This window comes from Prosthecobacter sp., assembly GCF_044222345.1.
GTDB lineage: Bacteria > Verrucomicrobiota > Verrucomicrobiia > Verrucomicrobiales > Verrucomicrobiaceae > Prosthecobacter.
Window position 1 is genome coordinate 46,631 of sequence record NZ_JBGANL010000020.1, and the last position, 21,715, is coordinate 68,345.

Here is a 21,715-nt window from a genome sequence, read left to right on the forward strand (position 1 = left end):
GCGCGTTGCCTTCCTTGACTCGACATACTCCCTGCGATAAGCGCTGCCATGCAGCCCGTTTCAGTTGTCCCCTCCCCCAAGCCAGCCGCTCCGGCGGATCTGGAAATCAAAGATGCCCAGCTTATATTCAATCATGTCTGGAAACAGCTCGAAGAGGACTATGGCCGCGAGAAGCTGCGGTTTCCAAAGGAACTGATCCTGCTGGGCGGAGCACCGGGGGCGGGCAAGGGAACGAACACAGACTTCATCCGTGAAGTGCGAGGCATTACTGCGAAGCCGATCGTGGTCAGCGCGCTGCTCGACAGTCCGGAAGCGCAAAAGCTCAAAGCCCAGGGCGGCATGGTGGGCGACCGCGAGGTGGTGGGCATCCTCATCCGCAAGCTGCTGGAACCCGAGCAGCAGAACGGCGCGATCCTCGACGGCTTCCCCCGCACGAAGGTGCAGGTGGAGTGCTTGAAGATGCTCTTTGATGAGATGATCCGGCTGCGTCGTGACTTTTCAGAAACGCCTGACGCGGCGCATTTCAAGCAGCCCATCTTCCATATCATGGTGCTGTTTGTCGATGAGGCGGAAAGCATCGCCCGTCAGCTCAAGCGCGGTCAGGAAGTGCTGGCGCACAATGCCGAGGTCCGCAGCTCGGGCCTGGGGGAACTGTGGGAGGAACGCGCGACGGACTTTGATCCTGCGCTGGCACGCAACCGCTACCAGGTCTTCAAGGAGAAGACTTACGACGCGCTGGTGTCGCTGAAGGAGATCTTTCACTACCACTTCATCAATGCGCAGGCACCGCTGGAACTGGTGCAGGACAACATCATTCGTGAGCTGGAGTACCAAAGCTCGCTGGAGCTTGATCCGCGCACCTTTGACCAGCTTCGGGACCTGCCGCTCGCCAGTGAGATCGTGCGGCATGCGCGTCAGGATCTGGTGCGCCGCCTCGACAGCTACAAGGCGGACATCAACACCGAGGACAAGCTCTTTCATGATCCTGAGGCGCTGGCGATGCTGATCGACATCTTCTCCGAGCGCGGCTACCACGCCACGGCGGACCTGCACCGCATTGAGATCCCTGAGCGCTTTGATTTGCAGACAGGGCTGATTCAGTGCCGGAAGAAGAAGGTGTTCCGCTTCCGCATCATCTTCAAAGGGTCGGAGATTCGGCGCGGGCAGTTCCTGCCGTGAGGGGCCGAGGTGCGGCACTTGCCAAGTGCCGCTTTTATGAAGTGCTGCGACGACGGAGTGTGAAAGCCAATCCCAAACCGGGACTTGGCAAGTCCCGCTCCTTGGTTCGTGAGTCACTTGCGCTGGCGCATGGCCACCGCTAGTCATGCGGCCACATGTCAACCATCGTAGTTACTCAGAAGAATGGCGTCGCCTGCATCGGCGCTGACACGCTCAGCTGTCTCGGCTCGTTGAGGCAGAAGGCGCAGCATGTCGTCAACAAGACCAAGATCACCAAGATTGCGGACACCTACATCGGCCTCACCGGCACCTCGGCGAGTCTGGTGGTGATGAACAGCTACTTCTCCAACCCAGACCGCCCGCGCGATTTCTCCTCCTGCGAGGCCATCTTTGAAACCTTTCGTCATTCGCACGCCTGGCTGAAGGTGGAATACTTCATGGCCGCCATGCCCGACAAGGGAGAGGAGTTTGAAACCACGCAGTTTTACGGACTGCTGGCCAACCCGCACGGGATCTTCGCGATCTACTCGTACCGATCTGCGCAGCAGTTCCACAAATTCTGGGCCGCAGGCTCGGGCCGCGACTATGCACTGGGGGCGATGCAGACAGCGTATGACCAGTGCAAGACGGCCGAGGAAGTCGCACGCGCCGGGCTCGAAGCGGCGGCTGAGTTTGACAGCGCCACCAGTGCACCCTTTGAAATTCACAACGTGCCGCTGCTCTCGGCAGCAAAACCGAAAACCTCCCGCAAGAAATAGTCTCTTTCGTCTTTCTCTCTTCTCCCACCATGAAGCGTCTTCTCCTCCCCTTCCTCGCGCTCAGCGCCGCCCTTGCCGATGGCCCCAAAGACAACAGCATCGATAATGTACGCCCCGTGCCGCCTCCGGGCGTGGCCGTGCCTGATGCGGATCGCGCACGCCTAACGGAATGCTTGAAAAAACTGCGCACCGCCATTGATGAGGCGGCCAAGGCGCAGGCGAAGAATCCGCAGCTCGCGGATCTGCTGCCCGACATTGAGATTTACCACAAGGCGGTGGACTGGGCGCTGCGCTACAACGAGGTGCACAAGCTGGGCGAGCTGAAAAGCGCGGACGAGATCATCGCGGAAGGCCTGCAGCGTGCCGAGCAGTTCAAAACGGGTCAGGCACCGTGGACGAAGCAGAAGGGCCTGGTGGTGCGTGCCTACCGCTCCAAAATTGACGGCTCAGTACAGCCTTACGGCATGGTCATTCCTGAGAGCTATGTGGGCGCCCCCGTGCGAACGGACATCTGGTGCCATGGACGTGGCGAGACTCTCAGCGAACTCTCGTTCCTTGATCAGCGGCGCAAACAGGTGGGGCAAATCACTCCCAAGGGTGCGCTCGTGCTGCATGCCTACGGTCGTTACTGCTGTGCGAACAAATTTGCCGGTGAGATCGATTTGATCGAAGCCATTGATCATGCGTCCAAGTTTTATGCCATTGATGAAGACCGCATCATCGTGCGCGGCTTCAGCATGGGCGGCGCGGCGGCGTGGCAGTTTGCGGTGAACTACGCGGACAAGTGGTGTGCGGCCAATCCCGGCGCGGGCTTCTCTGAAACGCCTGAGTTCCTCGGCGGATTCCAGAACGAGGACGTCAGCGGTGCGCCCTGGTATCAGCAGAAGCTCTGGCACTGGTACAATGCCACGGACAACGCGCTGAACCTGGAGAACTGCCCCACCGTGGCCTACAGCGGCGAGATCGACAAACAGAAGCAGGCTGCCGACATGATGGAAAAGGCGCTGCGCGGCGAGAACGTGGATCTGCTGCACATCATTGGCCCGCAGACGGCGCATAAGATTCATCCTGATTCGCTTGTCGAAATCGAAAAGCGTCTGGCCAGCATCGCGGCCATTGGTCGCAACCGCATGCCCAAGGAAGTGCATCTTTCCACCTGGTTCCTGCGCTACAACCACATGTTCTGGGTAAAGGTGGATGCGCTGGAAGAGCATTGGGTGCGCGGCCGCATTCATGCGCGCATCACCGGCCCGTCTGAGATCACGATCAAGCTGCAGAACATCAGCGCCTTCACGCTGGACATGCCTTCCGGCCACTGCCCGATGCCGCTGCTCTTCAAGCCGGTGGTCAGCATTGACGGCCAGCTTCTGGAAGTCACCCGCCCGAAACTGGACCGCTCCTGGCTGGTGCATTTCCAGCTGAAGAACGGCAAGTGGACGCAGACGCTCGACAACGAGGGCGACGGCAAACTGGTCAAGAAGCACGGCCTCGAAGGGCCCATCGACGATGCGTTCATGGACAAGTTCCTGTTTGTGAAACCGACGAAGGCTGGAGCCAGCGAGAAGGTGGATGCCTGGGCCAAGGCGGAACTGGAGCGTGCGCAATTTGAGTGGCGCAGGCAGTTCCGTGGTGATGCGCCGACCAAGGACGACACCGCTGTGAGTGATGCCGACATCGCCGCGAACAACCTTGTGCTGTGGGGCGATCCGCAGAGCAATGCTGTGCTGGCGAAGATCGCCGACAAGCTGCCGATCCAGTGGTCCAAGGACAAGCTGGTGGCGAATGGCAAGACCTACGATGCGGCCACAAATGCCCCGGTGCTGATCTACCCGAACCCGCTCAACCCAACGAAGTATGTCGTGATCAACAGCGGCTTCACCTATCGCGAATACGATTACCTCAACAATGCACGCCAGGTGGCCAAGCTGCCAGACTGGGCGGTGATCGACCTCACGAAGCCCAAGACCAGCCAGGCCCCCGGAGGCATCAGCGATGCCGGGTTCTTTGGCGAAAGCTGGGAGTGGAAAGCCGCCCCCGTGAAGAAATAAGCCGCCATGCCGCGCCTGCTCACTGCCTTCGCTCTCCTGCTGCTGGCGCCCTGCGCCAGCGGTCAGTTGACGAAGATCGAAACGACGTTCACGAACAGCTTGGAAATGCCGTTCGTGCGCGTCGCGAGCATTGGTGCGCTGGTATGCCGCTATGAGACGCGGGTGAAGGATTATCAGCCGTTCGCTGCGGCCACGAACGTGGAATGGAAGAAGCCTGAATTTCCGCAGACGGCGGATCATCCTGCCATCAACGTCAGCTTCACCGAGGCACAGGCTTTCTGTGATTGGCTGGGCAAGAAGGAGGGCCGCAAGTACCGCCTGCTGACCGATCAGGAATGGAGCGTGCTGGCGGGTTTGCAGGAGAAGGAGAGCATCGCCCCGAATCAGCAGCCGGCCAGCACGGGAGTGCATCACTGGGGCAAGGGGCCGCTGAGCAAAGAGGTCGGCAACTTTTGCGATGAGGCTTTTGGTAAAAAGTACCGCAACAGCTACGACGCCAAGTGGCTGGAGATGGACGACGGCCATCCAGATACCGCTCCCGTGGGCAGCTACCCTGCCGATGCGAATGGACTCTACGACTTCGCCGGCAACGTGTGGGAATGGGTGGATGGCTGGTATGATCCGCCGCACAACACCCTGCGCATCGTCCGCGGCGGCTCCTTCCGTGCGGGCAGCGAGAAGCGCCTGCTGGCTTCATTTCGCGGACCCGACCCGCACAATGTGCATCTGGACAGCGTGGGGTTTCGGATTGTGTGTATGGAGTAGTCGAGGTTAATGCAAAGCCCTCGCAGGCAAACAGCAATATTTCTCGGCATCAAGCCATTCAATAAAGGCAGGGTGCCTTTTGCGAAGGTGTTGATGCCAAGCCAAAGGACTCATTCTTGATCCAAGGTGTTTCACAAAGATCAATTCTGTTGAATTGCCTTCATATTGGATCATCGCACTCCTGCCATGACAGGCTCCCACCTTTCCAGTCATCTGAATCCTGGCTCCAGGGAAGCCAAGCTGGTTTACTGCAAGGTTAAAACTGTTGGCCGCTTGTATAAAATTATAAAAGGCCGTGTCTTGCCAAAAGCGATCGCGATCAAAGCGATCTGTACTCATTAATAAACGCGGGATATTCTCGTATGTCTTGATCTTGCATTTACGCTTGAGCATAAATTCATCAAAGGCATGCCGGGTGTGCATGGCATCTTCCTTGTGACTTTGCAAAAGCTCGATGTAGCGCTCTTCAGTTACCTCACCAAAATAATGTGATTCACCGACGATCAGCAATCTTTGCAAAGGCTTCCGGCTTGAGAAATTGATTCCAACCCAAGGCAGCCAAGCCAGATTCCCAATTTGCCGGAACCTATCATCAAATTCCAACGAGGAAGTTAGTTCAACCATATGCCCCCCCTCACCCCATCAGAGGCGGATGCATCTCAATCGGCGGGATCTTGGTGCACACGCGCCGTCCATCGGGTGTCGTCCCAAAGAATGAGCCCGTAGCCGTACTTTCCGTTTTAATAACGTGATAGGAATTGTAGCTGAAGGTTTCGCCCGGGGATAGATTGGGGAACTGGCCGACGACGCCGTCGCCTTCGACCACCATGGTGTCGCCGTCGGAATCACGCACGATCCATTTGCGGCCGAAAATGCGCACAATATCGGGCGAGTCGTTGTGTATCGAGAGATGATACACAAACGGATGGGGGCGGTCCGGCGGAGCAGGCCGAGTGGGATCGTAGGCGATGCTGTCCACCGTGACCGTGAGTCCTGGCAACGGATCGAAATTCATAGGATGAGTTTAGTCCATACGCAGGATGCCACAAGCCGGGGTTTGCAAAAAGCAGCCAGACTCGTACCATCCAGCCAACCGCCACCATGCCCTCCTCCCCTCCCGTCGTTCTCACCATTGCAGGTTCAGATTCTTCATGCGGAGCGGGGGTGCAGGCGGATTTAAAGGCGATTTCAGCCCTCGGCGGCTACGGGCTGAATGCGCTGACGAGCGTGGTGTCGGAGACGCCGGGCCTCGTCTCGCAGGTGCGCCTGCTGGATGCAGACTTTATTGCCGATCAGATGCGTGTGCTGTTTGGGGGCTTTCCCATTGCCGCCGCGAAGACCGGCATGCTGGGTGGGCAGTCTCAGGTGCATGCAGTGGCGAAAATGTGGCAGCAGTTTGGCCATGGGCGCATCCCGCTGGTCGTTGATCCGGTCATGATCGCCACCAGCGGAGGCAAATTGCTGGAAGACGATGCTGTGCGGAGCTTGATCGATGAACTGCTGCCGCTTGCTTCGCTCATCACGCCCAATCTGGACGAGGCCCGCGTGCTGTGGGACCGGGAGGTTCCCGATCTCGAGGCCATGGAGGCCTGCGCGCGGGACCTGAGCGAGCGGTTTGATGCCGCTGTGCTGGTGAAAGGCGGGCACCTGAAGGGTGAAGCGGCCGATGTTCTCTGCCTGGATGGCGAAATCTTCTGGCATACGGCACCGCGCACGCCGGGGGTGCGCACGCATGGCACGGGCTGCACGTTTTCCGCCGCCATCGCCACCTGCCTGGCGTATGAAATGGGGCTGAATGAAGCGGTTGCCCAGGCCAAGGAGTTCGTCAGCCGCGCCATCGCCCAGCATTTCATGTGGCAAAGTGCTGGCGCAGGGCCCGTACATGCTCTCAATCATCTGCAGCAGACCGACGACGCATGAGACGACTCGCCATCTTTTTGACCTTCACCGCCTCGGTGTTTGCCGCCAGCGGCCCGGAGCAGCCGAAGGACGTCAGCCAGGCAGGCATCCAGACGGCGTTTCGGATTCTGCAGAAGGAATACATCCGCAGCAGCGAGCTGACCTTTGATGTGCTGAACCGTGCGGCACTTTCCGGCCTGCTGCAGCGTCTTGATTTCGGTGCGGAACTGGTGGCCCGCACCAGCGAGGCCAAATCCGGCGCGCTCTCTGGTGTGCGGGCCGAACTGCTGACGCCACAGACCGGCTACTTGCGGCCGCGTGAGTTCACGCCGCGTGAAACGAAGGAACTGGAGAAGCATCTTCAGGATTTCGTGGTTAAAAAAGTGAGCCATCTCATCCTGGATCTGCGCAGTCCGGCTCCGCCGGGGAATTTCAATGACGCGGCGGACATGCTGAGCCTGTTTGTGCCCAAAGGAGAGGTGCTCTTTAAAATGAAGCAGATGGGGCAGGCGGCCTCCGAAGTCGAAACCAACCTGCGCGAGCCTGTGTGGGCGCAGCCGCTTCTTGTCCTCGTGGATGATGAAACCAACAATCTGGGCGAGACCATGGCTGCGGTGCTGCGCCAGCGGAAGCAGGCGCTCTTGATCGGAGCCCGCACACGCGGCGGAGCCGTGCGCTATGAAACGGTGCCGGTGGATGCGGAGTGGTCCCTGCGCTTTGCGCGTGCCGAGGTGCTGCTGGAGGACGACAGCTCGGTGTTTCAAAAGGGGCTGCAGCCTGATTTCCCGGTCTCCATGCCGACCAGCCTCAAGCGGCAGGTGTTTAGCGCCACCGATGCCAAGGACGTCAAAAGCTCCATCATCGACAAGCCGCGCCCGCGCTTCAACGAAGCCGCGCTGGTGGCCAACACCAATCCCGAACTCGACTCCTACCTCAGACGCTCCGCCGGCAAGCCCCTGCCCGAGGATTCCCCGCGCCCCTCTGACACTGTGCTGCAGCGCGCGGTGGATCTCATTACGACGCGCACCTTGTTTCAATCCGCCAAGATCGACTGGAACCGCAAGACTCCTGTCAGCAACAATGAACCTCCGGCACGCCGTGCCATTCCCGTGACCAAGTGATGGATATTATCACCCGAGTTGAAACCACCGCCACGATTCGCCGCGTGCTCAGTCCGCGCACCTGCCACGCCGTGCTGCCGAATGGCAAAGAGATCTTTGGCACCATCCAGAAAGAACTGCCGGATTTTCCGCTGGCGGAAGGTGCGCTGGTACGCGTGCGGATGCACGTCTGCGACTTCTCGTATGGGGAGATGATGGGCGCAGTGTAAGCGTCCCGCCCCCCGCTCATGGGTGAGCGGAAGGCTGACGTGTTTGCGGAAGCGCTGAGCGACGGACAGGAGAGTCCATCGCACTTATGCATCACACCTCATCCGGCACGACAAACGGCGCGCGATACTTGTCCTTGAGCATGGCATTGGCGGCGTCTTGATCGATGAAGCGTTCGGTCTTGCCGTCCATCTTGAGGACGGGGCCGAGGGTGAGAAGATCTTTGGTGATATCGACCTCGTTTTTTCCCAGGTGCTCCTTCATGCGCCCAAAGCTTTCGGTGGCGAAGGAGTCGCCTTTGATCTTTTCCAGGATCGCTTCAGGCTTCTCTTTCTGGCCGAGGCGATAGCTGATGTTGGCGGTGTGGCAGAGCGCGCTGGAGAGGTGGCCTTCGAGGATGTCGGCATTCAAATCGTCCACCCGGCGGCTGCGGCAGGCATTGATGAAGTTTTTGAAATGATCTTCACTGCCTTCGAACTTCTTCACCTCTTTGCCTTCCTTGTCGAAGACCACGCAGCCGGAGTAGTTCGGCACGACGATGGTGCCGCCTTCGCACTCGATGATGACTCCGACGCCTGCGCCGGTGATGCCTTCCTTGCCATCTTTGCCGGGAAGAGGCTGAAACTTCACGCCTTTGCTGGTTTGCGAGAGCTTGTCCATGTTCTTGCCGTCCTTCGCGTCTGGCAGGCCGCGCACTTCAAAGATGAGCGGGGCCTTTTCATAGCCGTGGTAGATGATCTGCGTGTTGGCGGTTTCACCGTCATCTTCATAGCCGAGACGACCGCCCACACTCCACACGCTGGGGGAGAGTTCCGATTCGCCGAGGAACCAGCGGGCGATGTCCATCTGGTGGATGCCCTGGTTGCCGAGGTCGCCATTGCCGTAGGCCCAGGTCCAGTGCCAGTCGTACTTGAGCTTGGCGCGCATGAGCGGGCCTTTCGGGCCCGGGCCGCACCAGAGATCGTAGTCGATGCCTTCGGGAACCGGTTGCGGGCCTTCGGTCTTGCCGATGCTGGGGCGGCGTTTGTAGCACAGGCCGCGTGCGAGCAGGATCTTTCCGAGATTGCCCTCCTGCACATACTTCACGCCTTCAGCGAGGCCTTTGCGGCTGGAGCGCGACTGCGTGCCGGTCTGCACCATCTTGCCGTACTTGCGCGCGGCCTTGACCATCTGCCGGCCTTCCCACACGCAGTGCGATACGGGTTTTTCGACATACACATCCTTGCCGGCCTGCACGGCCCAGATGGTGGCCAAGGCATGCCAGTGGTTGGGCGTGGCGATGCTCACGGCATCGATGTCCTTGTTCTCCAGAAGTTTGCGGAGATCGTTGTAGCCGGTGACCTTGATTTTCTCCTTGTCGTAAGAGGCAAGCCCTTTGCTGAGCGTGTTGCTGTCCACGTCACACAGGGCGGCGACGCGTACGCCTTCGCCGTCTTTGTTGAGCTTGTTGTAGCCGCTGATGTGCGAGCCACCACGGCCGCCGAAGCCGATGACGGCCATGTTGATGGTGTCCCCCGGACTCTTCTGGGCCCAGGAGGTTTTGGCGATGTAGAACACGCCGGTGGAAGCGGCGGCGGACTGTTTGAGGAAGGAGCGGCGGTTGGTCATGGCGAGAAGGAAAACGCCACACGGCGCGGACGCCTTTCCTTTTTGACAAAGACGACGTGTTCCCTTCGTTGGCAGAGTCCAATCATGATCCGTCTCTACACCCTGCTGCTTTCATCATTCGTCATGCTGCACTCGTCATTCGCGGCGCAGCCGAATGTGCTTTTCATCCTTTGTGATGACCTGCGCCCGGATGCACTCGGCTGCTACGGCTCGAAGCATGTGAAGACGCCCAACATTGACCGCCTGGCCGGCGAAGGGGTGCGCTTTGCCAACACGTTCTGCACCACCTCTCTGTGCTCGCCGAGCCGAGGCTCCATTCTCAGCGGGCTGTATGCGCATGCACACGGAGTAACGAACAACTTCACCGAGTATCCAGCCACGCTACGCAGCTTCCCCTCCGTGCTGCATGATGCGGGCTACGCCACCGCCTACTTTGGCAAATACCACATGGGCGAAGAGAATAATGATCCGCGTCCGGGTTACGACACCTTTGTGACGCACAAAGGCCAGGGCAAATACTATGACACCGAGTGGAACCTCAACGGCAAGAAACGCGAGGTCATCAAAGGCTACTACACCAACGTCGTCACGGATCTGGCCATGGACTGGTTGAAGCAGCAGAGTGCGGACAAACCCTGGTGTGCGTGCATCGGCCACAAGGCCCCGCATAGTTTTTACACGCCCGAGAAGAAGTATGAACATGCCTTTGACGACGTGCGGGTCCCCTACCCGGCCACGGCCTTCATGCTGGATGACAAGCCGGAGTGGATCAAACAGCGCCTCTACACCTGGCATGGCATCTACGGCCCGCTGTTTGAGTGGCGGAAAAAGTTTCCCGATGACAGCCCCGCCGCCGTCAAAGATTTTGAAAACATGGTGCACGGCTACTGGGGCACCGTCCTGAGTGTGGACGACAGTGTGGCACGTGTGCGCGCCTGGCTGGAGGAGACCAAGCAACTCGACAACACGATCATCGTTTTCATGGGGGACAACGGCCTGCTAGAGGGGAAAATGGCATGGTGGACAAACGGACCGCGCATGAGGCCAGCCTGCGCATTCCGCTCATCGTGCGCAGCCCGCAACTCACGAAAGCGGCCAAGGTCATCCCACAGCAGGTGCTCACCGTCGATGTGGCTCCGAGCCTGCTGGCGCTCTGCGGAGCCCCAGCGCTGGAAAACATCCATGGCAAATCTTTCGTGAAGCTGGTGCAAGGCGGCGATCCCGACTGGCGCAAAAGCTGGTTCTACCACTACAATTATGAAAAGCAGTTCCCCTACACGCCGAATGTCCGCGCCGTTCGCACCGACGACTGGAAATTCATTCACTACCCGCATGGCGACGGCACGGCTGACAGGCACATGGCCGAATTGTATAATCTGAAGAACGACCCCGGTGAAACCAAAAACCTCATCGGCAAACCGGAACTGGCCGACAAAGTGAAGGAACTGCAGGCGGAGCTGGCCAAGCTGATGCTCGCCACAGGCCTCGACTCCAAGACTGACAAGATGCCCATCGACGAAGGCGTGAAGAGCGCGCTGCCGGATGCCAAAATTCGATGACTTCGATTTAAACCCTTGTAAAACCATCCAAATGAGACAGCGTCTCATTTCATTTCCAACCGATCTTTCATGCGCCGTTTTCTCGCCTCCTTCCTCTGCTTTGCCGGTCTTGTGACCGCCCAAACTCCCGCGGTCAATCCAACGCCTGCGGTGCCAGAAACTCCGGCTGCTTCTGGAGGTAATCCGGTTCCGGCCGCACCAGCCAGCCCAACGCCTACAGCCACACCCAATGCCGCGCCGGCCACCGCTGCTGCCACACCCACTGAAACACCCCAGCCTGCCCCACTGCCCCCCATCCAGCCGCCGCCGGTGAAGGTGCCTGTGGTGCCGACACTGCCAGCGGGACCACCGCCGAACATCATCGTTGTGCTTGTCGATGACATGGGCTGGACGGATCTGGGCTGCTACGGCTCGAAGTATTATGAGACGCCGCACATCGACAAGCTGGCGCAGGAGGGCATGCGCTTCACGCAGGCGTATTCGGCATGCACCGTGTGCTCGCCCACACGTGCGGCCATGCTGACGGGCAAAACACCTGCCCGCCTGCACATCACTGACTGGATCGCAGGCCATGTGCCGAGCAATGGACGCCTGCTTATTCCGAATTGGACGATGCAACTGCCACTGGAGGAAGAGACCATCGCCGAACGTCTCAAGACGCGTGGGTACGCCACGGCAAGCATCGGCAAATGGCACCTCGGCGAGGAGGCGTTTTATCCCACCAAGCATGGCTTTGATGTGAACATCGGAGGCATGCACATCGGCTCTCCACCGAGCTATTTTTCGCCTTACAAAATCGCCACGCTGCCAGATGGACCCAAGGATGAGTTCCTGAGCGACCGCCTCACCGATGAGGCCGTGAAATTCATCGAGAAGAACAAGGCCAAACCGTTCTTCGTTTACCTTCCGCACTACGGCGTCCACACGCCCATCATGGGCAAGCCGGAAGTCATCGCGAAGTATCAGGCGAAGAAAGCCGTGGGCGGTCACAGCAATCCCGTGTATGCCGCGCTGGTCGAAAGCATTGATGACAGCGTGGGCAAACTGCGCGCCAAATTGGATGAGTTGAAGCTCGCTGAGAACACGATCTTCATCTTCACCAGTGACAACGGCGGCCTCAGCGGAACCGTCAACGCCAACGGCTGGTCACGCGGCCCCACGGACAACAGCCCGGCACGGCTCGGCAAAGGCAGTGCGTATGAAGGCGGTGTGCACATCCCTCTCATCGTCTCCTGGCCCGGGCTGGTGAAACCCGGCAGCACCTGCGATGTGCCGGTGATCACCTATGACCACGTGCCCACGCTGCTGGCCGCCACGCAGACGCCGCTGCAGAAGGATCAGGTCGTCGATGGCGAGTCACTGCTGCCACTGCTCGGCGGCACGGACACGCTGGCCCGCGAGGCCATCTACTGGCACTACCCCCACTACCACCCTGGCAGCGCGACGCCTTACAGCGCCATTCGCGAAGGCGACTGGAAACTCATCTACTTCCATGAGGACAGCCACGTCGAACTTTACAACTTGAAACTCGACGCAGGTGAAGCGGACAACCGCGCGCCGTTTGACTCGGTGCGCGCGATGCAGCTGCGCGACAAGCTCATGGCCTGGCTCAAAGACAGCGGCGCCCAGATCCCAGAACGCAATCCGAAGTACGATCCCGACAAGCCTCTCAATGAGCCGCGGAAGCCGGGGGCGGGGAAAAAGAAGGCGAAGTGATTCAAAGAAGCGCAGCTCTTTGTGCTTCCTGACGTTTCTGCGGAAGCTCCGCCTGCGATGGTGCGTTGTAAGTGTACAACCATGAGTGCCAGCCAACCTGTCTCGTCCCGCCGTCAGTTCCTTGCCCGCAGCGCCACCGCAGCTGCAGCCTTGGGATTTCCCGCCATTGTCAGTTCACGCTCCCCGAACGAGAAGCTGAATCTCGTCTTCATCGGCGTGGGCGGACGCGGTGCATCGAACATCAAGGAGCTTACCGGTGTCGCGCTGTACACGCCACCGCGTGGCAAGAACGCCGCCAAGCCAGACGCGGGTGCGCAGCCGCCTCCTGCCATGGAACCGCGTGAAAACGTCGTCGCCATTTGCGATGTGAATGGCGAGAACCTTGACCGCGCAGGCGTGGCCTTTCCCAAGGCGCAGAAGTTCCGCGATTTCCGCAAGTTGTACGATTCCGTCAGCGCTGGTGAGATTGATGCCGTGGTGGTCAGCACCACGGAGCACACGCATGCCTATGCCACGCTGCCTGCGCTGCTGATGAAGAAGCATGTGTATTGTGAGAAGCCGCTGTCCCACAACGTCGCCGAAGCGCGTTTCATCACCGAAGTTGCTGCCAAAGCCGGTGTCGTCACGCAGATGGGCACGCAGATTGCAGATGGGCACGCAGATTCACGGCATGCCAAACTACCGCCGTGTGGTGGAACTGATTCAAAGTGGTGCGATTGGCAAAGTCACGGAAGCCCATGTGTGTGTCTCGCGCGCCTGGGGCCTGCAGAGCGAGGAAGACGCGAAGAAGAACGGAGACATTGTTTACGTCACGGAGCGCCCCACTGTGGGAGAAACACCACCGCCGTATCTTGACTGGGATCTGTGGATCGGCCCTGCGCCGATGCGTCCTTACAACAGCGTTTATTTCCCAGGACCCAAGTGGTACCGCTGGTGGGACTTCGGCAATGGAACGATGTCCGATCTCGGCAGCCATTGGAACGACCTGCCGTTCTGGGCGCTCAAGCTCGACGCCCCGCTCAGTGTCGAAGCCTTTGGCCCGCCGCCGCACCCCGAGATCGCCCCGGCTTCTATGCACGCCGTGTATGAGTACGGTCCGCGTGGCGACATGCCCGCGTGCAAGATCCACTGGCACCAGGGTGCGGACAAACCCGACGTGTGGAAGAATGATCCTTTCATCAGCAAATGGAGCAGCGGAGTGCTCTTCATTGGCGACAAAGGCATGCTGCTCTCTGACTACGGCAAGCATGTCCTGCTTCCTGAAGCCACGTTCAAAGACTTCCAGGCACCCAAGCCCTTCATCGCTGACTCACCAGGACAGCATGCCGAATTCCTCGCCGCCATCCGCAACGGCACCCCCACCGGCAGCCCCTTCAGCTACGCGGGTCCGCTGACGGAAGCCAATCACCTCGGCAACGTGGCGCACCGCGCGGGTGGCAAGATCGTATGGGATGCGAAGGCCATGCGCATCACGAACAATGAGGCGGCGAATCGTTTCCTCAGTCGTGTGCCGCGTGAGGGATGGAAGCTGGGATGAGCCTAAGTGTTTAGCAAGGAGCGGGACTTGCCAAGTCCCGCTTGGCAAGGTTGATTCGAACCCATAGACGGCACTTGGCAAGTGCCGCTCCTTGGGAGCGCCTTACGCCGCCACCATTTCGTCACGCATCTTCCAGCGCTGCTCGTGATTGAGAAGGGTACGGAAGAAGTCTTCCTCCTTCTTGGGATCCAAGTTGGTTTCGACGGGCAGGCTGAATTCGAGCTCCAGGCCACGCGGCTCCAGATGGCGGGCCTCGGCGGTGCCGCCATGCAGATGCATGGTGACGTAGCAGGCCATCATGTTCACGCCAAAATCATCCGGCTTGCGGCTGCGGGTGTAGAAGGGGTCAAACAGGTTCACTGGTTTGTCTGCACCCTCCCAGACACCGGTGTCGCGCACATACATCACCAGATGCGACCGGCCTCTCGCATCCTGACGCACTTTCGCGCTGATGTGAATGCTGTCTCCAGGACTCAGATGTGTGAGCTCCTCCATGAAGATCAAACGCCACATCTGGCGGAAGCGTGCGCCATGCACCAGGACGGGCGGCAGGCCAGGATCCACCGAGATCTCGAGATGCAAGTTCTTTTCCTTCATCTGCTGTGAGAACAGTTCGAGCATCTCGCTCATCACGCTGCTTAGATGGCATTCATCGTTGCGTTCCAGGCGCTTGGAGTGCGAGGCCTCGGCCAGACGGGCCAGCATGGATTGAATGCGCTCCAGCTGTGACTGAGCCTGATTTTGCACATCAATCCAGAAAGATGGATCACGCGGATGCGCGCCGCCGATTTCCTCCATCAGCTTCATCGGCGCCAGATCAATGAATGCGCGCACAACTGTAAGCGCATTGCGCAGATGATGATTCAGACCTTCCGCTAGGATGCCGAGGCCAGAAACTTTGTCGGCAGAGAGCATGTTGCGCACGGATTCCGCCTTCTCCACCAGCAGACGTTCGCGCTCAATGAGCGCGTGGTAGTAATTCAGCGCGTGCTTGATCACCACACCCAGCTCATCGGGGTCCCAGGGCTTGTGAATATAACGGAAGCAGCGTCCTGAGTTCACCGCATCCACCGCCGCATGATAATCGGTGTAAGCCGTGACGAGAATGCGCACCAAGTTGGGATTGAGCTTGCGGGCGTGCTCCATCAGTTCGACCCCGCTGGGGCCGGGCATGCGCTGATCCGTGAGCAGCAGGCCGATCTGCGGCCCATAATTTTGCAGGATGCGGTAGCCGTCCATCGCGTTGTTGGCGACGTGGATCGTGTACTCATCACCAAAGATCTCCTTGAAGTAATGCAACGCCTTCTCCTCGTCATCGACGTAGAGGATGTGATAGGGCGATAGCAGCGTGCTCGGCATCAGGCTCAGGTGTTCGCAGGTTTTTTCAGGCTCAGTGTAAACTGAGTGTGGCTGCCCTCAACAGTGTCAATCTTCACTTCGCCTTCCATCTGCTGGATCATGCGGAAGCAGATGCTCAGGCCCAGGCCCATGCCCTGCCCAACCTGCTTGGTGGTGAAAAAGGGATCAAAGATCTTGGAGAGGTTCTCTTTCGGAATGCCCGGACCGTTGTCCCGAACAATGAAATCCACACCGTTCGCGGTTTCGCAGGCTTTGAGCCAGATGGTGGGCGATGGACGACCAGCCAGCGCGTCCAGGCTGTTTTGCACCAGATTGAGCAGAATCTGGATGAGGTAGTTCTCGTCTCCCTGCGCGATGACATCCGCCGGGATCTCATCCACCAGCATCACTCCGCGGTCACCGATCTCCTTGGCCAGCAGGCGCAGCGCCTTGCGCGCGGTCTCCTGCAGATTCACCGGTCGGGAGCCACGATGTTCCGGATGCGCAAAGGTGCGCAGATCCGAGACAATGGCAGCCACGCGGTCGATGCCTTCACCAATGTCTTCGGCAATGCTGGTGAAGGTCTCTGCAATGTCAGGCGGCAGCGCCCTGCCCTTTTTCTTCAGCAGATAGACCGCTGACTTCACGTAGTTCAGCGGGTTGTTGATCTCGTGCACGATCCCGGCGCTGAGACGGCCGATGGAGGCGAGCTTTTCACTCTGATCAAGCTGGGCTTCGGTTTCGCGCAGGCGCTTCAGCGTGGCGGTGAGCTCTTCATTGCGTGCGGCCAGTTCTTCACGCTGGTCCTCCACCTTGCAGCGGTTCGCAAACTCCCGCAGGCGGATCGCGTGATGCTGGCGGCTGCCGACATAGAGAACCACGCAATGCAGCAGGAGGAAGCCGGTGTTGTTCACGAAAATCCCCAGAGCCCGGGGATCATTCGTGGTGAAAAGATTGGGAAGCGTGGCCGCAAGGTAGGCGATCACCACCAACCCAAGTGTGATGCCGATCTCACGAAACGTCCAATGGAACACAAACGCCGTGGCCACAATGCAGAGCAGCAGCCCGGCATAATAACCGGAGCCAGGGTCTCCGCTGAGGTAGATCATGAAGCAGATCATCAGCGCCGGCAGCAGCGGCAGAATAATCGGGTAGGCCCGGCAGTATCTGCGGCCTAGCGATCCGTTCAGAGCCAGCAGCAATGGCACGCAGCTGGCCGCACAGGCCAGGCGCAGCACTAAAAACTGCCAGTAACTTGCAGGATAAGCCATCCAATCGAGGAAACTGCACAATGGAACAAGGACCATGACAAACCAAGCCCCCATTCGAGCATTTCGTAAATTAAGCTCCATCTGTTCCCTCTCGAAACGGTTGGGTGGTGGCACGGTTTTTTCTGGACCACGCCTGACGGGGCGGTCGGTACTGGGTGCAATCAGGGGCGTATTGATCTCTGCCAGGGCGGCGCTTGACATAATTACCATAAACTTAATAATATTTACGTCGATAAAGCAAGGTCAATTCAAGGTTTTTTACAATTCCCTGACACCTTAAAGCAGGCACTTCTTGAGATTCAAAACACACACCAGCTTGGCAGTCCACGGCGTCTCGGCATCATGCAGCGCACATGCGCATTCTCATCGCCATCGACAAATTTAAGGGCTCCATCCCGGCCAGCGTAGCGGCTCAGGCCATCGCCTCGGCTATGAATCAGACTTTGCCAGAGGCTGCCTGCGATCTCTGCCCGATTGCTGACGGGGGGGAAGGCACCGCCGAGGCGGTCGTCGCTGCACTGAATGGCGAATGGTGTGAGGCCGCGACATTTGACGCCCAAAACCGCCCGGTCACAGCAAGCTATGGTCTTGCGCGGGAGACCGGAGGTTTGGAAGCCATCATGGAAATGAGCACTGCGTCCGGTCTTGCCATGGTCAGTGACCTTCCGCTGAATCCGGCCACGGCCAGCACGCACGGCACGGGTTTGATGCTGCAGGATGCCATGGCACGTGGCGTGCAGCGCATCGTCATCGGCATCGGCGGCAGTGCCACGAATGACGGCGGCATCGGCATGGCGGCGGCGCTGGGGTTTCGTTTTCTGGACGCGTCAGGTGCACCGCTTGAGGCCATCATCGCCAACATGAACCTGCTGGCCAGGATCGAGCCTCCAGAAGGTGAGTTTCCCGAAATCCTGGTCGCCTGTGATGTGAACAATCCCCTGCTCGGCCTCCATGGTTGCACTCAGGTGTATGGAAAGCAGAAGGGTGTGGCGGATTTTGAGTTCTTTGAAAGTCGTCTGCTGCATCTGGCGGACATCGCGAAACGAGATCTCGGTGTCGATCACCGCGATGTTCCCGGCGCAGGAGCCGCTGGAGGCCTGGGATTTGGCCTTATGGCTTTCTGCGGTGCCAAACTCACCAGCGGCTTCGATTTGATCGCCGATCTCGTCCATCTGCGGGAGCGCATCGCCGCCGCAGACCTCGTCATCACAGGTGAAGGCAGGCTGGACGCCCAGACGCTCCACGGCAAAGGGCCCATGGGCGTCGCTGACCTGGCCCGCGAACTTGGCAAACCCATCGCCGCCTTTGCCGGAGCCATCGAGGCCGAAGACCAGCTCCGCACCCGCTTCGATTTTCTCTGTGCCATCAAACCCAAGGAAATGCCCCTGGCCGAGGCCATGCGGCGCGGCCCAGAACTCCTGATGGAAGCGGTCATTGCCCAAAGCCCGGCTATTCGCGACCTCTTGACCCGCCCCACTGACCGTGCTCAGTGATCCCTTCCACTCATTGAACAACCAGTCTCCCGTATCCAGCATCTCCGAATGAACGCAGTCCTCCTCTTCGCCGGTCAAGGCGCCCAGAAAGTCGGCATGGGCAAAGATCTTGCCGAAAGCTATCCCACCGTCCGCGCCCTCTTTGACCAGGCCGATGCCACCCTCGGCTACTCACTTTCGAACATCATGTTTGAGGGCCCGATGGAGGAGCTGACGAAGACATCGCGCTGCCAGCCTGCGCTTTACGCCCACGGCCTGGCCATCCTCGAAGTGCTGAAGAGCAAAGTGCCCGCGCTCAACATCACCGCCACCGCCGGACTTTCCCTTGGTGAATTCACCGCGCACGCCGCTGCAGGCACCTTTGACTTTGCCACCGGCCTCAATCTCGTCTTCCAGCGCGGCAGCTTCATGGAGGAAGCCTGCGAAAACACGAAGGGGGCCATGCTGGCTTTGCTCGGTGGTGAGGAATCCGCCATCCGTGAACTCGCGAAGGAATGCGATGTGGACGTGGCCAATCTCAACGCGCCAGGACAGATCGTGCTCAGTGGCAGCGCTGAAGGCATTGCCGATGCTGCGGCCAAGTCGAAGGACAAGGGCATCAAGCGCGCCATTCCCTTGCCCGTCGCCGGTGCTTACCACAGCCGCCTGATGAAGTCTGCGCAGGACAAACTCGCCGTGGCGCTTGCTGCGGCATCCATCCAAAGCCCGAAGGTTCCGGTGGTGTGCAACTTTGAGGCCCGCCCTGTTTCCACGCCTGAGGAGATTCGTTCCACGCTCACCAGCCAGGTCACCGGCAGCGTCCGCTGGGTGGAGAGCATGCAGCACCTCATCGCCGCAGGTCACACCACCTTCATCGAACTCGGCCCTGACGCCACCCTCGCCGGACTCATGGGCAAGATCGACAAATCCGTGAAGGTCATCAGCATCAAGGACGCGGCTTCGCTGGATGCAGCGGTGGCTCAACTTCAATAAGGCCATGAAACACCTGCTTGTCGCCCTGCTGCTCTTCACCAGCATCGTCTCCGCACTCGAACTCCCAGCCACGGATGGCAAGAGCTACGATCCTGCGGCTGCGGGCGACAAGAAGGCCATCGTGCTCTTCTTTGTCTCCCCTTTCTGCTCGACCACCAAGTCGTTCATGAAGGAGATCAACCAGATCACGGCCGATTACAGCGACCGGATTGTGGTGTACCTTGTGCATTCGGATCCGGAGATCACGAATGAAGTGGCGATGGAGCATGCCATCCTCTCCGAGGTGAAGGCCACCGTGCTGCTCGACAAGGGGCAGGCGCTCGCCAAGCAGGTGCAGGCCAGGATCACGCCGGAGGCTGTCGTGCTCTCACCCAAGAGCGAAACGCTTTACAAGGGCCGTATCAACGACCTCTACCTGGGCCCCACCAAGCGCCAGCGCAAGGCGACAACGAAGGACCTGCGTGACGCGCTGGACGCCATTCTTGCAGGCAAGCCTGTGGCGTCTCCGCAACCTGAGGCGCAGGGCTGCAAGATCGGCGGCATGAAGTGAGTCACCTCACTCCTCTATCTTTTTCCCTTTGCCCTTCTTCTTGGGCTCTGGCTTGGGGCCCGCCTGTGCGACGTATTCCTTCTCCAGTTTCGCCCAGCGCTCCGTCATCGCCTTCACGCGCTCCGGTTCCTTGGCGGCGAGGTTGTTGGACTCTGCGCGATCCGTGGTCAGATGATAGAGTTCCCACGCATTGCCGTTGTCAGCGGCGCTGACGATTTTCCAGTCGCCTTCACGCAGCGCGCGATTGCCGGAGTGGTTCCAGAACAGGAAGTCGCGGCTGATTGTCTCGTCTTTCGCAAATGCGGGCACCAGACTGCGTCCCGGAAACGGTGGGGCATTTTCGGGGATGGCGGTGACATCACCCCCGGCGAGCGTGAGGATCGTGGGCACGATGTCGATGACATGTCCCGGTGTGTGGCGCAGTTCGCCCTTGGCGCTGATTCCCTGCGGCCAGTGGGCGATGAGCGGCGTGCTGATGCCGCCTTCATGCACCCAGATCTTGTGACGACGGAAGGGTGTGTTCGACACTGTGGAGCCTCCGGGCCCGAGGCAGAGATAGGATGCGGCAGCGCCCATGGGTGCGGCTTTGTCATGTCCGAGTCCGCGCACCATGATCTCTGCGCTCGCGCCGTTGTCTGAGAGGAACAGGATGAGCGTGTCCTCGAAGGCGTTCATGGCTTTCAACTGGGCCAGCACCCGGCCCACTTCCTGATCCAGGCGATCAATCATCGCCGCATGGACCGCCTGTTTTGTGGCTTGGAACTGCTGCTGCTCAGAGGTCAGACTTTCCCAGGGCACTGCATGCCGAGTCTCACCGGGGCCGAGGATTGCCAGATCGCTCTCCTTGCCGCTGGGTGCGGTGATCTGCGGCTCAGGATCGGACAGGGTGGTCGCGATGAGCCCCAGCTGTTTCTGCCGTTCAAAGCGCGCCGCCCGTGTCTTCGGCCAGCCTTGTGTGTAGGTGTCTTTGTATTTCGCAATGTCCTCCGGCAGAGCCTGAATCGGAAAGTGCGGCGCCGTGAAGGCCACGTAGCTGAAGAACGGCGTGCCCGCATGGTGCTGCGCGTGCTCCTTGAGGAAGTCGATCGCATGATCCGCAATGGCGATGCTCGAATACCACGGCCCGTCCGGCTCTGGCAGTGGCTTGTCATCCAGCTCATGCCTCTTCGGATGAAAGTGATTGTCCTGCTGTGCCACGTAATACGAACGGGTGAAGCCGCCGTTCGCCACGACCTTCGGCGCGTTGTTCACATGCCACTTGCCGGAGTGATAGCTGCGATACCCCAATGGCGCGAGGCGCTGCGGCAGCGTGCGCACCCAGGCCGGGAATTTGCCATACTGGGGGTCCATGCCGATCTGCTGCGCATAGTGCCCCGTCATGAGCACGCTGCGTGTGGGCCAGCAGCGTGCGGTGTTGTAAAACTGGGTGAACTTCAAGCCCCCCGCCGCCAGTTTGTCCAGATTCGGCGTCGCGATCTCGCTGCCATAGCAGCCGAGATCCGAGTAGCCGAGGTCATCCGCGAGGATGATGACGAAATTGGGGTTCGGAGACGCAGCGTGCAGCGAAGCGCAGACGAACAGCAGGAAGAAAAGAGGCAGGCGGATCATGCTGCATCCCAACGATCCCACCGCCCTCTTTCTACGTCTATTTCCGCCAGTCAGACATGATCACAAAAAAGAGGCGCAGTTGCCTG

18 protein-coding genes and 2 pseudogenes are annotated in these 21,715 nt (G+C 59.5%); 14 read left to right on the forward strand and 6 right to left on the reverse strand.

Going from position 1 to position 21,715, the window contains the following annotated elements; translation table 11 throughout:
* The first annotated feature begins 48 nt into the window (after window positions 1-48).
* The 4 genes from ACILSL_RS12700 to ACILSL_RS12715 all read left to right on the forward strand — a co-directional run bounded on the left by ACILSL_RS12700 (window position 49) and on the right by ACILSL_RS12715 (window position 4,750).
* Window positions 49-1,179 carry a nucleoside monophosphate kinase gene (locus ACILSL_RS12700; protein ID WP_395732410.1) on the forward strand — a complete coding sequence of 377 codons (1,131 nt, stop codon included), beginning with the start codon at window positions 49-51 and terminating at the stop codon, window positions 1,177-1,179.
* 155 nt (window positions 1,180-1,334) lie between these two features.
* Window positions 1,335-1,937 (forward strand): MFS transporter, encoded by a 603-nt coding sequence (locus tag ACILSL_RS12705; protein ID WP_395732411.1) that lies wholly within the window; start codon window positions 1,335-1,337, stop codon window positions 1,935-1,937.
* 29 nt (window positions 1,938-1,966) lie between these two features.
* A complete protein-coding gene (locus tag ACILSL_RS12710) occupies window positions 1,967-3,985 on the forward strand; it encodes a prolyl oligopeptidase family serine peptidase (protein WP_395732412.1) in 2,019 nt (672 codons plus the stop codon).
* 6 nt (window positions 3,986-3,991) lie between these two features.
* The gene (locus ACILSL_RS12715; protein ID WP_395732413.1) at window positions 3,992-4,750 is read left to right on the forward strand and encodes a formylglycine-generating enzyme family protein; all 759 of its coding nucleotides are present in this window, start codon (window positions 3,992-3,994) and stop codon (window positions 4,748-4,750) included.
* A 6-nt stretch (window positions 4,751-4,756) separates the two neighbouring features.
* On the opposite strand, the gene ACILSL_RS12720 is transcribed toward ACILSL_RS12715, so the two are convergent.
* Both ACILSL_RS12720 and ACILSL_RS12725 read right to left on the reverse strand, forming a co-directional pair.
* Window positions 4,757-5,374, reverse strand: coding sequence for a hypothetical protein (locus ACILSL_RS12720; RefSeq protein ID WP_395732414.1), 618 nt, complete (start codon window positions 5,372-5,374; stop codon window positions 4,757-4,759).
* 10 nt (window positions 5,375-5,384) lie between these two features.
* Window positions 5,385-5,765, reverse strand: coding sequence for an ApaG domain (locus tag ACILSL_RS12725; protein ID WP_395732415.1), 381 nt, complete (start codon window positions 5,763-5,765; stop codon window positions 5,385-5,387).
* A gap of 86 nt (window positions 5,766-5,851) precedes the next feature.
* Between ACILSL_RS12725 and thiD the strand changes: the two genes are divergently transcribed.
* Genes thiD through ACILSL_RS12740 form a run of 3 tightly spaced genes read left to right on the forward strand, consistent with a single transcriptional unit; the run spans window position 5,852 to window position 7,979 of the window.
* Complete coding sequence (thiD, locus tag ACILSL_RS12730) at window positions 5,852-6,670, forward strand: bifunctional hydroxymethylpyrimidine kinase/phosphomethylpyrimidine kinase (RefSeq protein WP_395732416.1); 819 nt, start codon at window positions 5,852-5,854, stop codon at window positions 6,668-6,670.
* Window positions 6,667-7,770 carry a S41 family peptidase gene (locus tag ACILSL_RS12735; protein ID WP_395732417.1) on the forward strand — a complete coding sequence of 368 codons (1,104 nt, stop codon included), beginning with the start codon at window positions 6,667-6,669 and terminating at the stop codon, window positions 7,768-7,770. The genes thiD and ACILSL_RS12735 overlap by 4 nt, the downstream gene beginning before the upstream one ends.
* A complete protein-coding gene (locus ACILSL_RS12740; RefSeq protein WP_395732418.1) occupies window positions 7,770-7,979 on the forward strand; it encodes a hypothetical protein in 210 nt (69 codons plus the stop codon). Before ACILSL_RS12735 ends, ACILSL_RS12740 begins: the two co-directional genes overlap by 1 nt.
* A 91-nt stretch (window positions 7,980-8,070) precedes the next feature.
* On the opposite strand, the gene ACILSL_RS12745 is transcribed toward ACILSL_RS12740, so the two are convergent.
* A complete protein-coding gene (locus tag ACILSL_RS12745; RefSeq protein WP_395732419.1) occupies window positions 8,071-9,585 on the reverse strand; it encodes a Gfo/Idh/MocA family protein in 1,515 nt (504 codons plus the stop codon).
* Between the two features lie 123 nt (window positions 9,586-9,708).
* Here ACILSL_RS12745 and ACILSL_RS12750 point away from each other — a divergent pair.
* The 4 genes and pseudogenes from ACILSL_RS12750 to ACILSL_RS12765 form a co-directional block, all read left to right on the forward strand.
* Window positions 9,709-10,524: pseudogene (locus ACILSL_RS12750) on the forward strand (sulfatase-like hydrolase/transferase); the annotation flags it as partial.
* A gap of 77 nt (window positions 10,525-10,601) precedes the next feature.
* Window positions 10,602-11,144, forward strand: coding sequence for a sulfatase/phosphatase domain-containing protein (locus ACILSL_RS12755; RefSeq protein ID WP_395732420.1), 543 nt, complete (start codon window positions 10,602-10,604; stop codon window positions 11,142-11,144).
* Between the two features lie 69 nt (window positions 11,145-11,213).
* The gene (locus ACILSL_RS12760; protein ID WP_395732421.1) at window positions 11,214-12,860 is read left to right on the forward strand and encodes a sulfatase; all 1,647 of its coding nucleotides are present in this window, start codon (window positions 11,214-11,216) and stop codon (window positions 12,858-12,860) included.
* 81 nt (window positions 12,861-12,941) lie between these two features.
* Window positions 12,942-14,397: pseudogene (locus ACILSL_RS12765) on the forward strand (Gfo/Idh/MocA family protein).
* Between the two features lie 102 nt (window positions 14,398-14,499).
* Here ACILSL_RS12765 and ACILSL_RS12770 read toward each other — a convergent pair.
* Together ACILSL_RS12770 and ACILSL_RS12775 are read right to left on the reverse strand one after the other, a co-directional pair.
* The gene (locus ACILSL_RS12770) at window positions 14,500-15,756 is read right to left on the reverse strand and encodes a response regulator (protein WP_395732422.1); all 1,257 of its coding nucleotides are present in this window, start codon (window positions 15,754-15,756) and stop codon (window positions 14,500-14,502) included.
* Window positions 15,757-15,761: 5 nt separating this feature from the next.
* On the reverse strand, window positions 15,762-17,006 hold the full coding sequence (locus ACILSL_RS12775; protein ID WP_395732423.1) for a sensor histidine kinase: 1,245 nt from the start codon (window positions 17,004-17,006) through the stop codon (window positions 15,762-15,764).
* 353 nt (window positions 17,007-17,359) lie between these two features.
* Here ACILSL_RS12775 and ACILSL_RS12780 point away from each other — a divergent pair, with 353 nt between their 5' ends.
* The 3 genes from ACILSL_RS12780 to ACILSL_RS12790 are packed head-to-tail and all read left to right on the forward strand — an operon-like array spanning window position 17,360 to window position 20,021.
* Window positions 17,360-18,499, forward strand: coding sequence for a glycerate kinase (locus tag ACILSL_RS12780; RefSeq protein WP_395732424.1), 1,140 nt, complete (start codon window positions 17,360-17,362; stop codon window positions 18,497-18,499).
* Between the two features lie 48 nt (window positions 18,500-18,547).
* Window positions 18,548-19,471 carry an ACP S-malonyltransferase gene (gene fabD / locus ACILSL_RS12785; RefSeq protein ID WP_395732425.1) on the forward strand — a complete coding sequence of 308 codons (924 nt, stop codon included), beginning with the start codon at window positions 18,548-18,550 and terminating at the stop codon, window positions 19,469-19,471.
* A 4-nt stretch (window positions 19,472-19,475) separates the two neighbouring features.
* Window positions 19,476-20,021 carry a redoxin family protein gene (locus ACILSL_RS12790; protein ID WP_395732426.1) on the forward strand — a complete coding sequence of 182 codons (546 nt, stop codon included), beginning with the start codon at window positions 19,476-19,478 and terminating at the stop codon, window positions 20,019-20,021.
* A 6-nt stretch (window positions 20,022-20,027) separates the two neighbouring features.
* Here ACILSL_RS12790 and ACILSL_RS12795 read toward each other — a convergent pair whose 3' ends face one another.
* On the reverse strand, window positions 20,028-21,629 hold the full coding sequence (locus ACILSL_RS12795) for an arylsulfatase (RefSeq protein WP_395732427.1): 1,602 nt from the start codon (window positions 21,627-21,629) through the stop codon (window positions 20,028-20,030).
* Window positions 21,630-21,715: the final 86 nt, after the last annotated feature.

Excerpts from the sequence above, each read along its gene's own strand:
- ACILSL_RS12700 (WP_395732410.1), top strand. The coding sequence starts at position 49 with ATGCAGCCCGTTTCAGTTGTCCCCTCCCCCAAGCCAGCCGCTCCGGCG.
- ACILSL_RS12705 (WP_395732411.1), top strand. The coding sequence starts at position 1,335 with ATGTCAACCATCGTAGTTACTCAGAAGAATGGCGTCGCCTGCATCGGC.
- ACILSL_RS12710 (WP_395732412.1), top strand. The coding sequence starts at position 1,967 with ATGAAGCGTCTTCTCCTCCCCTTCCTCGCGCTCAGCGCCGCCCTTGCC.
- ACILSL_RS12715 (WP_395732413.1), top strand. The coding sequence starts at position 3,992 with ATGCCGCGCCTGCTCACTGCCTTCGCTCTCCTGCTGCTGGCGCCCTGC.
- ACILSL_RS12720 (WP_395732414.1), bottom strand. The coding sequence starts at position 5,374 with ATGGTTGAACTAACTTCCTCGTTGGAATTTGATGATAGGTTCCGGCAA.
- ACILSL_RS12725 (WP_395732415.1), bottom strand. The coding sequence starts at position 5,765 with ATGAATTTCGATCCGTTGCCAGGACTCACGGTCACGGTGGACAGCATC.
- thiD (WP_395732416.1), top strand. The coding sequence starts at position 5,852 with ATGCCCTCCTCCCCTCCCGTCGTTCTCACCATTGCAGGTTCAGATTCT.
- ACILSL_RS12735 (WP_395732417.1), top strand. The coding sequence starts at position 6,667 with ATGAGACGACTCGCCATCTTTTTGACCTTCACCGCCTCGGTGTTTGCC.
- ACILSL_RS12740 (WP_395732418.1), top strand. The coding sequence starts at position 7,770 with ATGGATATTATCACCCGAGTTGAAACCACCGCCACGATTCGCCGCGTG.
- ACILSL_RS12745 (WP_395732419.1), bottom strand. The coding sequence starts at position 9,585 with ATGACCAACCGCCGCTCCTTCCTCAAACAGTCCGCCGCCGCTTCCACC.
- ACILSL_RS12755 (WP_395732420.1), top strand. The coding sequence starts at position 10,602 with ATGGTGGACAAACGGACCGCGCATGAGGCCAGCCTGCGCATTCCGCTC.
- ACILSL_RS12760 (WP_395732421.1), top strand. The coding sequence starts at position 11,214 with ATGCGCCGTTTTCTCGCCTCCTTCCTCTGCTTTGCCGGTCTTGTGACC.
- ACILSL_RS12770 (WP_395732422.1), bottom strand. The coding sequence starts at position 15,756 with ATGCCGAGCACGCTGCTATCGCCCTATCACATCCTCTACGTCGATGAC.
- ACILSL_RS12775 (WP_395732423.1), bottom strand. The coding sequence starts at position 17,006 with ATGGCTTATCCTGCAAGTTACTGGCAGTTTTTAGTGCTGCGCCTGGCC.
- ACILSL_RS12780 (WP_395732424.1), top strand. The coding sequence starts at position 17,360 with ATGCGCATTCTCATCGCCATCGACAAATTTAAGGGCTCCATCCCGGCC.
- fabD (WP_395732425.1), top strand. The coding sequence starts at position 18,548 with ATGAACGCAGTCCTCCTCTTCGCCGGTCAAGGCGCCCAGAAAGTCGGC.
- ACILSL_RS12790 (WP_395732426.1), top strand. The coding sequence starts at position 19,476 with ATGAAACACCTGCTTGTCGCCCTGCTGCTCTTCACCAGCATCGTCTCC.
- ACILSL_RS12795 (WP_395732427.1), bottom strand. The coding sequence starts at position 21,629 with ATGATCCGCCTGCCTCTTTTCTTCCTGCTGTTCGTCTGCGCTTCGCTG.